The sequence below is a fragment of the Paralimibaculum aggregatum genome (assembly GCF_030270585.1).
Classification (GTDB): domain Bacteria; phylum Pseudomonadota; class Alphaproteobacteria; order Rhodobacterales; family Rhodobacteraceae; genus Thermohalobaculum; species Thermohalobaculum aggregatum.
Genome location: NZ_BSYI01000003.1, coordinates 36,668 through 48,526, shown reverse-complemented (window position 1 = coordinate 48,526; position 11,859 = coordinate 36,668). Strand labels below are relative to the sequence as shown.

Sequence of the window (11,859 nt, the reverse complement as noted above, 5' to 3'; positions counted from 1 at the left end):
CGTATCAGCCGGCGCACAAGCGTATCGCCCGTGTAAAACCGCGGGCGCGGGCCGCCGCCCTCCCTATATCCGGCCTTGAGCGAACCGACCGGAAAGCCGCAGGGAGAGCGCGAGATGACCGCCGCCACCGATTATGCCATCGAGGTGAAGTTCGACCGCAAGGTGAAGCTGCGCCGGGTCGCCGGCAGCACGATCCAGAAGGACGAGAAGAAGAAGCGGAGCCGCAAGGTGCTCGGCTCCACCAGCCCGCGGATGGAGATCACCGACCCGGTGCTGGTCTGGGAGACCGAGGGCGAGGGCGCCGAGGTCACGCTGCGGCTGGTCTCGATCGCCGCCACCATCACCTTCGCCACCCAGATCAAGATCGACAAGGCGATCGACACCGCCACCACCTGCTACAAGGAGGTCAAGGCGCACGAGCTGGAGCATGTGAAGATCTGGCAGTCCGGCGTGAAGCGCTTCGCGCCGAAGATCGTGTCCGAGCTCGAGATGCTGTTCGCCCGCCTGCTGCCGGCCGAGGAGGCGCTGCCCGCCGGCAAGGTCAAGGCCCGCCAGCAGCGCGCCGACGAGGTCGTCCGGCAGCTCCTGCCCTGGACCGCGCAGCATTATGGCGAGAAGATCTCCCGGCTCTCGAAGAAGCACGACACCAAGGCCGAGCTCGACCGCATCCAGGGGATCTGCGGGCTCTACCTTCTGCAGCCCTGAGCGCGGGCCGGGCCCCGGCCGCGCCTCAGAGCGGCCCGGCCTGCCAGAGCCGCACCCGGAGCCCGCCATGCGGCACCGGCGGCCCGGGCTCGGCAAGGCGCAGCCCGGTGGCCCGCGCCAGCCCGGCCTCGGTGGTCACCAGCCCCACCCGCCAGCCGGCGAAACGCTCCGTCAGCACCCGGCCGAGCGCGGCATGGAGCGGCCCGAGCGCCTTCACCGCGCCGACCCGCGCGCCATAGGGCGGGTTCACCATCACCAGCCCCGGCGCCGCGCCCTCCGGCGGCGCGATCTCGCTGACCGGCCGCTCGGCGAAGGCGGTGAGGGCGGCCACCCCGGCCCGCCCGGCATTCTCCCGCGCCATGCTTACCGCGCCGGCGTCGCGGTCGGAGCCGAAGGCCAGCGCCGGGCCTTCGGGCACCCCGGCAGCGCCGCGCATCTCGGCCCAGAGCGCCGGGTCCGCCGCTGCCAGCCGCTCGAAGGCAAAGCTCCGCCCCCGCCCCGGCGCCAGCCCGGCGCTGATCTCCGCCGCCTCGATCGGAAAGGTGCCGGAGCCGCACATCGGGTCGAGCAGCGCCTCGCCCGGCCGGTAGCCGCAGGCGGCGAGGAACAACGCCGCCATGCTCTCGCGCATCGGCGCCCGCGCCACCGCCAGCTTGTGCCCGCGCTTGTGCAGCGGCTCGCCGGAGGTGTCGATGCTGAGCGTCGCGAGATCGTCGTCGATGCGCAGGAAGACGCCGATGCCGTTGCGCCCGCGCCCGGTCTTCGCCGGCGCGCCGGTGCCCTCCTGGATCGCCCGGGCGACGCGCTCCGCCGCGGCGCCGGCATGGTAGATGCGGGACTTGCGGCAGGCCGCCTCCACCGAGACCGGCACGTCGCGCCGCAGGATCTCGCCCCAGGGGATCTTCCGGGCGCGCTTGTCGAGCTGCGCCAGGTGCATCGCCCGGAACTCGGCGATCCGCAGCAGCACCCGCGTCGCCCCCCGCAGCCAGAGATTGGCCCGCATCGCCTCGGCCAGCCCGCCCGCGGCCTCGACACCGCCCGGAACCGCGCGCACCCCCGCCAGCCCGAGCGCCGCCGCCTCCGCCGCCAGCCACGGCTCCAGCCCCGGCGGACAGGCAAGGAACAGCCCCGATGTGTCGGTCATGTGGTCGATCCCCTACTGGCGGGCATCGGGATCACGCAGGTGGTTGAAGTTCCTGGCCGGGAGCCCCCGGTCCAGCGCCGCGAGATAGAGCCCGAGATCGACGGTGAGCAACTCCGTTTCCCGGTCAAGCACCGCGAGCCATGCGGTGTCTGCGAGGCCAAGGCGCAGGTATTCCGGAGCCTCCGTGACGCCACGGCTGGGCTCATAGTGTTCTCGCGCCAGTTCGGAGAAACGCGCGAGGGCGGCCAGCACTTCGGCCCGGAGCGAACCGCGCAGCCCCTGGACGACGAGATTGGACGCCTCTGTCATGGCATTCGGCGTGGTGACGAGATCGGCGCCTTCCAGTTGTTCCAAGAGGAGCAAAAAGGCCTCGGGATCATATTCCGCCAGCCGCTTATGTCGCCGGGGAAATTTCAGCAAGTGTGGGGCTACCGATCCAACAACGTAAAGGACAAGAAGATTGGTATCCAACGCAATTCTGCGCATACTCAGGCAGCCACCTCACGTATGGTCACGGAAACCGGCGTGCCATCAATCGCCGAAACCCTCACTGTCTTGTAGACAATGTTGTCTCGACCAGCCATTCCCATTTGCGCGGCGACTTCCGCCATCCGGACCATCGGCCCCACGCGGAGGCCGACCGTTACGCACCACTCGTTCTTTTCATCATCAAACCAGATCTCTTCGAGGCTAGGGGCACCCAGCCCCTCATCTTCGAAGATCTCCTTGGCATATTCTTTCGCAATCGCGATGGCCTGTTTGACGTCGATGTTCATGGTCCGGCTCCGCGGGTGTTCGGAACCCCAACGAATAGCACAGGGCGGCCGGACCATCCATCCGGCCGCCCCGCAGAAGGACCCGGCGTTCAGTTCTTCGACTTGTCGACGAGCTGGTTGGCCTTGATCCAGGGCATCATGCCGCGCAGGGTTTCGCCGACGGCCTCGATCTGGTGGGCGTCGTTGTTGCGGCGGATCGCCTTGAAGCTGGGCTGGCCGGCCTTGCACTCGAGCATCCAGTCGCGCACGAAGCGGCCCTGCTGGATGTCGTCGAGCACCGCCTTCATGCGCGCCTTGGTCTCCTCGTAGGGCAGGATGCGCGGGCCGGAGACATACTCGCCATACTCCGCGGTGTTGGAGATCGAGTAGTTCATGTTGGCGATGCCACCCTCGTAGATCAGGTCGACGATCAGCTTCACCTCGTGCAGGCACTCGAAATAGGCCATCTCGGGGGCATAGCCGGCCTCGACCAGGGTCTCGAAGCCCATGCGGATGAGCTCCACCAGGCCGCCGCAGAGCACCGCCTGCTCGCCGAACAGATCGGTCTCGCACTCTTCCTTGAAGTTGGTCTCGATGATGCCCGAGCGGCCGCCGCCGATCGCCGAGCAGTAGCTCAGGCCGAGCTCGAGCGCGCGGCCCGAGGCGTCGTTGTCGACCGCCACCAGGCAGGGCACGCCGCCGCCCTTGACGAACTCGCCGCGCACGGTGTGGCCCGGGCCCTTCGGCGCCATCATCAGCACGTCGGTGGTCGGCTTCGGCTCGATCAGCTTGAAGTGCACGTTGAGGCCGTGCGCGAAGGCGATCGCGGCGCCCTCCTTCAGGTTGTCGTGGATATGGGCGTAGTAGGTGTCGGCCTGCAGCTCGTCGGGCATGCACATCATGATGAGGTCGGCCCATTTCGCCGCCTCGTCGATGGCCATGACCTTCAGCCCCTCGGCCTCCGCCTTCTTCGCCGAGGCCGAGCCCGGGCGCAGCGCGACGCAGAGGTTGCGGGCGCCGCTGTCGCGCAGGTTGAGCGCATGGGCATGGCCCTGCGAGCCGTAGCCGACGATGGCCACGTTCTTGTCCTTGATCAGGTTGATGTCGCAGTCGCGATCGTAATAGACGCGCATTGGGGTCCCTCTCTACGGTGATGTTGGCGGGTTCTGGCGGGGTTGAGCGCTGTTAGCGGAGCGCCCGGTCATTGTCCAGTTTGCGGGGCCGGGGCGGCCGGCCGGGTGGCGAGCTGGTCCTTGAACTCGGCGCTGACGAGGCGGCGCCAGAGCTCGAAGGAGCAGAGGTTCTGCGGGCGGGTGTCGTCGGGCTCGCGGGCCATGCCGAGGCGCACCATCTCCACCGTCACGGCGGTGGCGAGGAAGCTCGGCAGCTCGCGCGCGCCGATGTTCTCGCGCGCGTCGAGCGCGGAATAGACCGGGCGCGCGCCGTAGACGGCGGGGAAGTCGAAATTGCGCAGCTGCTGCGGGTTGCACAGCCCGTTCTCCGGGGTGAGCCGGATCGCCGGGTCGTCGGAGGGCGTGTTGTCCTTCGCGCGGTCGATGGCGAAGATCACCGAGACGGTGCCGGCGCTGTCCTGCTGCAGGGCCATGTAGATGTCGGGCGCGACCTGCTCGGGCGGGCGCTCGAGCGGCCGGCGGGTCGGCGCAACCTGCCCGCCGGGAACCGGCGCCGGCAGCGACGGCTCGGGCAGCGCCGCGGCGGCGCCGCCGCCGGCCGCGGGCGCGCCCTGCCCGGCGCCGCCGGGGGCGGGATCGCCGTCCCCGGGCATGGCGCAGGCGGCCAGCGATCCGCAGAGGAGCGCAACGGCTGCGCGCATCTCAGTCCTCGCCTTCCCCGGCCGGCCCCCGGCGCATCGCGGCAACGCCGGTGCGCGCGATCTCCACGAGGCCGAGCGGGCGCATCAGCTCCGCGAAATCGTCGATGTCGGCCTGGGTGGCGGCGATCTCGAAGACGAAGCTCTCGAGCGTCACGTCGACCACGCGCGCGCCGACCAGATCGGCCATGCGCAGCGCCTCGACGCGGGACTCGCCCTGCGAGGCGACCTTGATCAGCGCCAGCTCGCGCTCGATATGCGGCGCCTCGACGGTAAGGTCGGAGACCCCGTGCACCGGCACCATGCGCTCGAGCTGGGCATGGATCTGGTCGATCACCGCGGGCGTGCCGGTGGTGACGATGGTGATCCGCGAGCGGTGGCCCTTGTGGTCGGTCTCGGCCACCGTGAGGCTCTCGATGTTGTAGCCGCGGCCCGAGAACAGGCCGATCACGCGCGCCAGCACGCCCGGCTCGTTGTCGACCAGCACGGTGAGGGTGTGGCGCTCCTCGCGGTCGGGGAGCGTGGAGCGCAGGTTGTAGGCGCTCATCCGCGAGGTGCCGGGCTTGATGGCGAGTGGAGACATGGTGCTGTCCTTCGGTTTCGCGTCGGTGGTATCGGGGATCGGGAGGGCTTGGCAAGTCCCGGCGGGGCCGGGCGGTGGGGCGGTGGGGGCGGCAGTCAGGGCGCCGTCGGGGCAGTGGTCGGGGCGGTCAGGGCGGCGGCCCGGCGGGCGCGGGGCCGCGGGCCAGCGCGGCCCGGGCGGCCAGCGCGAAGCCGAGCAGCAGCACCGGCCCGGTCACCGCGCGGGTGATCCAGGGCCCCGCCGGGGTCAGCAGGGCCAGCGCCACCGCAAGCCCCGGCCCGGCCCAGAGCAGCAGCAGCGCGGCGCGCGCCCAGAGCCCCTCGGCGGCGAACCCGGCGCGGGCCAGGAAGAGCGCGGTGCCGAGCGCCAGCGCCGCGTCGTAGTGCCAGAGATACGGCGTCGCCACCGGGATCGCGGCGCAGAGCAGCGCCGCCCGCAGGTCGGGCGCGAGGCCGGGCCGGCGCCAGGCGCTCCAGACCGCGAGCGCCGCCAGCGCCGTCAGCCCCCATTGCGCCGCGATCGCCGGCAGGTGTGCCAGCCCGCCCGCCCGCATCAGCACGTAGGGGCTGGCCATCCGGGTCAGCCGCGGGGCGGCATCGGTGATCGCCGCGTAGTGCTCGGCGAGGCGCTCGGCCAGCAGCGGCCAGTAGCCGGCGCCGAAGCCCAGCAACGGCAGCCCGGCGAGCAGCAGCGCGGTGACCGTGGCGGCGAGGATCGTCGTCCAGGCCCCGGCGGCGAGCAGCGCCACCGGGATCAGCAGCCCGAGCTGCGGCTTCAGCGTAAGGCAGCCGATCAGCACGCCGGCCAGCACCGCCCGCCCGCGCAGCAGCGCCGCGAGACCCGCCAGCAGCCCGGCCAGCCAGAGCAGGCTCGCCTGCCCCATCATCAGCGCCGGCAGGCAGGCCGGCGCCAGCAGGCAGGCCGGCAGCAGCCCCGGCGCCCCGCGCATCAGCGGCCGCAGCGCCAGCGCCAGCGCCCCGAGCGAGGCCGCCAGGAAGGCCAGCCAGGCCGGGCCGAGCGGCAGCAGGCCGAGCGGCGTCAGCAGCGCGAGGAAGCCCGGCGGCGAGGTCCAGGGCAGCCAGCCCGTCGGGTCGGCGCCGATCCGCGCCACCAGCGCCGCCTGATCGAAGGCGAGCAGCGGCCGGCCCTCGGCGGCGAAGCCGCCCGCCGCCCAGAACACCGCGAAGTCGAAGGCGAGCCCCGGCGCCTCGGGATCGGCCAGCGCCCGCAGCACCAGCACCGCATAGCCGAGCAGCACCGCGCCCACCGCCATTGGGACGATCCGCGCCAGCCGCTTCACCCCCGGCGTCGCCAGCGCCGCCAGCCGGGCATCCCCGGCCGCGGCGGCGAGCGCGCCATGCGCCTGTTCAGCGCTCATGGCCGCCGGTCCGGTGACAGGCCGCGGCGCACCCGCCCGAAGCTGGCAGAGGCGCGCCCACGGCCCCCGCCTCAGACCAGGATCGCGCCGCCGGCGTCGATGGCATCCTCGGTGGAGGCCTCGCCCAGCAGCATTTCGTTGTGCGCCTTGCCCGAGGGGATCATCGGGAAGCAGTTCTCGTGCTTCTCGACCAGCACATCCATGATCACCGGCCCGTCATAGGCCAGCATCTCGGCGATGGCGGTGTCGAGATCCGCCGGATCGTCGACCTTGATGCCCTTGCAGCCGAACGCCTCGGCGAGCTTCACGAAGTCCGGCAGCGCCTCGGAATAGCTGTGGGAATAGCGCTCGCCATGCAGCAGCTCCTGCCACTGGCGGACCATGCCGAGCCGCTCGTTGTTGAGGATGAACTGCTTGACCGGCAGGCGATACTGCACCGCGGTGCACATCTCCTGCATCACCATCAGCCAGCTCGCCTCGCCGGCGACGTTGATCACCAGGCTCTCGGGATGGGCGATCTGCACGCCGACCGAGGCCGGCAGGCCATAGCCCATGGTGCCGAGCCCGCCGGAGGTCATCCAGCGGTTGGGCTCGTCGAAGCCGAGGAACTGCGCCGCCCACATCTGGTGCTGGCCGACCTCGGTGGTGATGTAGCGGTCATGCCCCTTGGTCAGCGCCTCGAGCCGCTCCAGCGCGTGCTGCGGCTTGATGCTCTTCTCCGAGCGGGCATAGCGCAGGCAGTCCACCGCCTTCCACTCGGAGATCTGCGCCCACCACTTGCGCACCGCCTCGGTCTCGTGCTTCGCGCCGCGGCCGCGCCACTCGGCGATCAGCGCCTCGAGCACGGTCGCGACATCGCCGACGATCGGCACGTCGACCCGGACGTTCTTGTTGATCGAGGACGGGTCGATGTCGATGTGGATCTTCTTCGAGCCCGGGCTGAAGGCGTCGAGCCGGCCGGTGATGCGGTCGTCGAAGCGCGCGCCGATGCAGACCATCAGGTCGCAGTCATGCATCACCATGTTGGCCTCGTAGGTGCCGTGCATCCCCAGCATCCCCAGCCAGAGCGGGCCGGAGGCCGGATAGGCGCCGAGCCCCATCAGCGTCGAGGTGACCGGAAAGCCGGTGGCCGCCGCCAGCTCGCGCAGCAGCCGGCTCGCCGCGGGGCCGGAGTTGATGACCCCGCCGCCGGTATAGAGCACCGGGCGCTCGGCCGCCTCGATCAGCCGCACCGCCTCGGCGATCGCCGCCGGGTCGCCCACGGTCTGCGGGCTGTAGCGCCTGGTGCGCGCGCCCTCGGGCGGGCAGTAGCTGCCATTGGCAAACTGCACGTCCTTGGGGATGTCGATCAGCACCGGTCCGGGCCGGCCATGGGTGGCGACATGGAAGGCCTGGTGGATCGTGTCGGCCAGCTCGTTGGTGTCCTTCACCAGCCAGTTGTGCTTGGTGCAGGGGCGCGTGATGCCCACCGTGTCGGCCTCCTGGAAGGCGTCGTTGCCGATCATGAAGGTCGGCACCTGCCCGGTCAGGACGATCATCGGGATGCTGTCCATCAGCGCATCGGTCATGCCGGTGACGGCATTGGTCGCGCCGGGCCCGGAGGTGACCAGGACGACCCCCGGCTTGCCGGTGGAGCGGGCATAGCCCTCGGCCATGTGCGTCGCGCCCTGCTCGTGGCGGACCAGGATGTGGCGGATGTCGTTCTGCTTGAAGATCGCGTCGTAGATCGGAAGCACGGCGCCGCCCGGATAGCCGAATACCACCTCGACCCCCTGATCCTTGAGCGCGCGGACAACGATCTCCGCGCCGGTCAGGTCTTCGGTCTGCTCTGCCATCTCGTCCGCCATGGTCTCTCTCCGTTCGGCTGGCCGGTTCGTGGTCTCGGGAGGGGGCCGGGTCTCCGGGGACTGGCGCGGCCCATCCGGGAGCCGCGCAACAAAAAAGGGGCCGACGGGGCCCCTCGCGCGCGCACATTCCGTGGAGGGTTCAGCCCTCCCGGTGCCCGCGCGCCTGTCCTACGATAATAAGGAGTGCCATCGTTCGCCCTTCCGTGTGCAGCATCTCGATAGCCCCAGCGGCGCCGCCGGTCAACCCGCTGCGCTGCGACAATCCGGTGCCCGGCGACATTTTCTGAGGCCCGGGGCCGGGTGCGCGCAAGATCCTCCGCCGAAGCCGGGCCGGGGCATGGGGATTCGGTATCGATCCGGCATCGGTTCGGCATCGCGACGGCGCCGGGCGGGCGGCCCGCGGCCCCCGCCCGGCGCCCCGCCCGGCCGGCTGGCACCCCGCCCTGCCGGCTGGCCGGCCCGGCGCTCAGTCGTCCGGATGGCCCATGGTGCAGAAGACGCCGCCGGCGAAGGCCACCGCCGGATCGGCCGGGTCGCCCGGCGCGCAGGCCGCCTCGACCCGCGCCCGGTGCACCTCGGCGCTGTCCTGCGGCACATAGCCGAGATGGCGCACCTTCTCGTTGGAGAAGAAGCGCTCGCGATTGTCGGAGATGCCGTAGACCACCGTGTGCCCGATGCTTTCCGCCGTCAGGCAGCGGGTCACCAGCTGCACGAGGTCGCGGTGGCTCATCCAGGTCGCGAGGTGGCGCCGGTCCACGGGCTCGGGGAAGCAGGAGTTGATCCTGAGCAGCGCCGATTCGATGCCGAACTTGTGCCAGTACATCTTCGCCAGATCCTCGACGAAGCATTTCGAGACGCCGTAGAGCGTGTCCGGCCGGTGCGGCGTGTCGGTGTCGGCGCCCTCCTCGCGGCGGACATAGCCGACGGCGTGGATCGAGCTGGCATAGACGATGCGCTTCACGCCGTGGCGCCGGGCCGCCTCGTAGACGTTGTAGCCGCCCTTGATCGAGCTCTCGAGGATCTCCTCCCAGGGCCGCTCCACCGGCGCGGCGCCGAAATGCACCACCGCGTCGCAGCCCGCGACCACCTCCATGATCCGGTCGAAATCGCCGAGCTCGGCCGGCATCACCTCCTCGTGCGGGCCGGCCGCGGCCAGGTCCGCCCGGTCGGTCAGCCGCAGCGTGGTGGCCAGCGGTGCCAGCCCCTCCCGCAGCACCGAGCCGAGCGCGCCGGCAGCCCCCGTGATCAGCAATCGCTCGAAGCGCGCCATGGTCGTCTCCTGTCGTTGTGGTTTGCAATGGCGGGCCGGACGGCCCTCAGCGCAGCACGCGGGCCGGCGGGCCGGGCTCGGCCGAGGCGATCACCCGGGCTGCGAATTCCTTGGTGGGGGCGAGCTCGACGCTGCCGTCGCCGCCGGCGGACCAGCCCTGCATGGCGCGATAGGTGCGGTCGTCGAGCACCCCGGTGGCGGAGCCCCTGAGCAGGCCGAGCCGCGCCAGCACCGCCTGCATCGCGCTGACATCGCCGGGCTCCATGCATTGCTGGGCCAGCAGCGTCGCCACCCGGCGGTTGTGGATCGCGGCCGAGGCGGCCTCGCCCTGGCAGGCCGAGGCATCGGCCACCGCCGCCGCCTGCCCGACGCTGAGCGCCGCGCCGAGATAGGGGATGCCGAGGAAGATGTAGCCCGGCAGCGTCGCCACCGGGTCGCAGGCCGGCGCCGGGCGATAGGCCACCGGCGGCGGCGTCGCCACGCAGGCGCCATAGGGCGTCACCTGCCAGTCGAGCGAGACGGTCTCCAGCGGCGGCTGTTCCGGCGCATCCGGGTCGGTGCCCGCCATGCAGCCGGCGAGGGCCAGCGCGGGGAGCATCATTGGGAGCAAGCGGGCGCGGGTCGCGATCCCGCCGGTCCGTCCGGTCATGGCGCCGCCTCCCTGTCGCTGATGCGTGCTGCCCAGCATCGGGCGCGCACGGCCGGCGGTCAAGTGCGGGGCGGGCCGGATGCGGGGCGGCGGGCGCCGGTCAGAGGCGCAGCAGCAGCAGCACCGCGAGGCCGGCGAAGGCGGCGAAGCCGCGCAGGCCCTCCCAGGGCAGGTGGCGGGGTTGGAGCGTCGGATCGGTCATCTCGGCACCTCGGCAGCTTGGGGCGAACCCAGCCTGCGATATGGCGCGGAGGCCCGGTTCCGCCAGTCAGCCGGCGAGTTCCGCCGCCAGCGCCTCGATCCGCGCCCCGGTCAGCGACGCCTCGATGCGGCGCCAGGCGGCCATCTGGTTGCGCACCCAGGTGAGCTGGCGCTTGGCATAGCGGCGCGTTGCGGTCTTGGCGGCACCGGCGGCCTCCTCCAGCGTCAGCGCGCCGGAGAGATGCGCCATCAGCTCCGGCGCCCCCACCGCCTTCAGCCCCGGCGCCGCGGCGGGCAGGCCGAGCGCCTGCACCCGGCGCACCTCCTCGAGCGCGCCGGCCGCCAGCATCGCCTCGAAGCGCGCCTCGCAGCGGGCATAGAGCCAGTCCCGCGGCGGGGCCAGCGCCGCCGCCGTACAGGCCGCCAGCGGCAGCAGCGGCGGCGCGGTGCGGCGGCGCCATTCGGCGAGCCCGGTGCCGGTGTGGTCCAGCACCTCCGAGGCGCGCAGCACCCGCATCGGGTTCTCCCGATCGAGGGTCGCGGCGGTCTCCGGATCGCGCGCCGCAAGCTCGGCGGCGAAGCCCGCGAGGCCGAGCCGCTCCAGCCGCGCCTCGGCCGCGGCGCGGACCTCCGGCGGCACCTCCGGGATCGGCGCGATGCCCTCGGTCAGCGCCTTGAAGTAGAGCCCGGTGCCGCCGACGATCACCGGGCGCTGCCCGGCCGCCCGCGCCGCCGCCAGCACCGGCGCCAGATCGCGCAGCCAGGCGCCGACCGAAAAGCTCGTCTCGAGCCCGACATGGCCATAGAGCCGGTGCGGCGCGCGGGCCTCCTCCGCCGGCGTCGGCCGGGCCGAGAGCACCCGCCAGGCATCGTAGATCTGCTGGCTGTCGGCATTCACCACCACGCCGCCGCAGCGCTCGGCCAGCGCCAGCGCGAGCGCCGACTTGCCCGAGGCGGTCGGCCCCGCGACCAGCACCGGCCGGATCGGCGGATCGCTCGCGTCTGCTCTATTTCTCAGGGACATCGGGCAGACTGCCGCCGGGGAAGATGCGCCGCGCCTGGCACCACTTTCGTTGCTTTGAAAGGGGGAATCGCGTATTTAAGGGCTGCGTTCGCTCGCAAGGATTGGCCTTCAAGTCTACGTCTCCGGGCCCGCCGAGGGCCGGGGTGGTGCCTGAAAATTCCGTCCGCCGTGAGGGCGCGTCTATACAGAGACTGGGCGCACCGCCCGTAGTGACAAAGGACTGACGACATGGCCACCGGAACCGTCAAGTGGTTCAACTCCGAGAAAGGCTACGGCTTCATCGCGCCCGACGAGGGAGGCAAGGACGTCTTCGTGCACATCACTGCCGTCCGTGCCGCCGGCCTCGAGGGGTTGAAGGACAACCAGAAGGTCGCCTTCGAGATCCGCTCCGGCCGAGACGGCCGGCCGATGGCGGACGACATCCGCGCGATCTGACCCCCCGCCAGCGCAGGCCGCCCCGCACGCCGCCGGC

Annotated in this window: 13 protein-coding genes; 2 read left to right on the top strand and 11 right to left on the bottom strand. The window is 71.7% G+C overall.

From position 1 onward, the window contains the following. Positions 1–114 precede the first annotated feature (114 nt). On the top strand, positions 115–705 hold the full coding sequence (locus tag QSJ97_RS02475) for a hypothetical protein (RefSeq protein ID WP_285669958.1): 591 nt from the start codon (positions 115–117) through the stop codon (positions 703–705). 25 nt (positions 706–730) lie between these two features. Here the strand turns inward: QSJ97_RS02475 and QSJ97_RS02470 are convergent, their stop codons facing one another. From QSJ97_RS02470 to miaA, 11 genes are all read right to left on the bottom strand, one after another. After that, positions 731–1,849, bottom strand: a complete 1,119-nt coding sequence (locus QSJ97_RS02470) for a THUMP domain-containing class I SAM-dependent RNA methyltransferase (RefSeq protein WP_285669957.1) — start codon at positions 1,847–1,849, stop codon at positions 731–733. A gap of 12 nt (positions 1,850–1,861) precedes the next feature. Continuing rightward, positions 1,862–2,269 carry a PIN domain-containing protein gene (locus QSJ97_RS02465; RefSeq protein WP_285669956.1) on the bottom strand — a complete coding sequence of 136 codons (408 nt, stop codon included), beginning with the start codon at positions 2,267–2,269 and terminating at the stop codon, positions 1,862–1,864. 68 nt (positions 2,270–2,337) lie between these two features. After that, entirely contained in the window at positions 2,338–2,625 is a 288-nt protein-coding gene (locus QSJ97_RS02460) for a hypothetical protein (protein WP_285669955.1), read from the bottom strand. Positions 2,626–2,714: 89 nt separating this feature from the next. Next, positions 2,715–3,737: a ketol-acid reductoisomerase gene (gene ilvC, locus QSJ97_RS02455; RefSeq protein ID WP_285669954.1), complete on the bottom strand. Its 1,023-nt coding sequence runs from the start codon at positions 3,735–3,737 to the stop codon at positions 2,715–2,717. A 68-nt stretch (positions 3,738–3,805) separates the two neighbouring features. Next, positions 3,806–4,438, bottom strand: coding sequence for a hypothetical protein (locus QSJ97_RS02450; protein WP_285669953.1), 633 nt, complete (start codon positions 4,436–4,438; stop codon positions 3,806–3,808). A gap of 1 nt (position 4,439) precedes the next feature. After that, a complete protein-coding gene (gene ilvN / locus QSJ97_RS02445; RefSeq protein ID WP_285669952.1) occupies positions 4,440–5,018 on the bottom strand; it encodes an acetolactate synthase small subunit in 579 nt (192 codons plus the stop codon). Between the two features lie 127 nt (positions 5,019–5,145). Further along, the gene (locus QSJ97_RS02440; RefSeq protein ID WP_285669951.1) at positions 5,146–6,396 is read right to left on the bottom strand and encodes a glycosyltransferase family 87 protein; all 1,251 of its coding nucleotides are present in this window, start codon (positions 6,394–6,396) and stop codon (positions 5,146–5,148) included. Positions 6,397–6,467: 71 nt separating this feature from the next. Continuing rightward, on the bottom strand, positions 6,468–8,243 hold the full coding sequence (locus QSJ97_RS02435) for an acetolactate synthase 3 large subunit (RefSeq protein ID WP_285669950.1): 1,776 nt from the start codon (positions 8,241–8,243) through the stop codon (positions 6,468–6,470). Between the two features lie 466 nt (positions 8,244–8,709). After that, positions 8,710–9,513 carry an NAD-dependent epimerase/dehydratase family protein gene (locus QSJ97_RS02430; protein ID WP_285669949.1) on the bottom strand — a complete coding sequence of 268 codons (804 nt, stop codon included), beginning with the start codon at positions 9,511–9,513 and terminating at the stop codon, positions 8,710–8,712. 46 nt (positions 9,514–9,559) lie between these two features. After that, positions 9,560–10,162, bottom strand: coding sequence for a hypothetical protein (locus tag QSJ97_RS02425; protein WP_285669948.1), 603 nt, complete (start codon positions 10,160–10,162; stop codon positions 9,560–9,562). Positions 10,163–10,430: 268 nt separating this feature from the next. Beyond that, positions 10,431–11,387: a tRNA (adenosine(37)-N6)-dimethylallyltransferase MiaA gene (miaA, locus tag QSJ97_RS02420; protein WP_285669947.1), complete on the bottom strand. Its 957-nt coding sequence runs from the start codon at positions 11,385–11,387 to the stop codon at positions 10,431–10,433. A 228-nt stretch (positions 11,388–11,615) separates the two neighbouring features. On the opposite strand from miaA, the gene QSJ97_RS02415 reads away from it, so the two are divergent. Continuing rightward, positions 11,616–11,822 (top strand): cold-shock protein, encoded by a 207-nt coding sequence (locus QSJ97_RS02415; RefSeq protein ID WP_285669946.1) that lies wholly within the window; start codon positions 11,616–11,618, stop codon positions 11,820–11,822. Positions 11,823–11,859: the final 37 nt, after the last annotated feature.

What these genes read in the sequence shown, in the direction of transcription:
- QSJ97_RS02475 (WP_285669958.1), top strand. Translation starts at nt 115, where the DNA reads ATGACCGCCGCCACCGATTATGCCATCGAGGTGAAGTTCGACCGCAAG.
- ilvC (WP_285669954.1), bottom strand. Translation starts at nt 3,737, where the DNA reads ATGCGCGTCTATTACGATCGCGACTGCGACATCAACCTGATCAAGGAC.
- QSJ97_RS02440 (WP_285669951.1), bottom strand. Translation starts at nt 6,396, where the DNA reads ATGAGCGCTGAACAGGCGCATGGCGCGCTCGCCGCCGCGGCCGGGGAT.
- QSJ97_RS02470 (WP_285669957.1), bottom strand. Translation starts at nt 1,849, where the DNA reads ATGACCGACACATCGGGGCTGTTCCTTGCCTGTCCGCCGGGGCTGGAG.
- QSJ97_RS02425 (WP_285669948.1), bottom strand. Translation starts at nt 10,162, where the DNA reads ATGACCGGACGGACCGGCGGGATCGCGACCCGCGCCCGCTTGCTCCCA.
- QSJ97_RS02415 (WP_285669946.1), top strand. Translation starts at nt 11,616, where the DNA reads ATGGCCACCGGAACCGTCAAGTGGTTCAACTCCGAGAAAGGCTACGGC.
- QSJ97_RS02435 (WP_285669950.1), bottom strand. Translation starts at nt 8,243, where the DNA reads ATGGCGGACGAGATGGCAGAGCAGACCGAAGACCTGACCGGCGCGGAG.
- QSJ97_RS02430 (WP_285669949.1), bottom strand. Translation starts at nt 9,513, where the DNA reads ATGGCGCGCTTCGAGCGATTGCTGATCACGGGGGCTGCCGGCGCGCTC.
- QSJ97_RS02460 (WP_285669955.1), bottom strand. Translation starts at nt 2,625, where the DNA reads ATGAACATCGACGTCAAACAGGCCATCGCGATTGCGAAAGAATATGCC.
- miaA (WP_285669947.1), bottom strand. Translation starts at nt 11,387, where the DNA reads ATGTCCCTGAGAAATAGAGCAGACGCGAGCGATCCGCCGATCCGGCCG.
- QSJ97_RS02450 (WP_285669953.1), bottom strand. Translation starts at nt 4,438, where the DNA reads ATGCGCGCAGCCGTTGCGCTCCTCTGCGGATCGCTGGCCGCCTGCGCC.
- ilvN (WP_285669952.1), bottom strand. Translation starts at nt 5,018, where the DNA reads ATGTCTCCACTCGCCATCAAGCCCGGCACCTCGCGGATGAGCGCCTAC.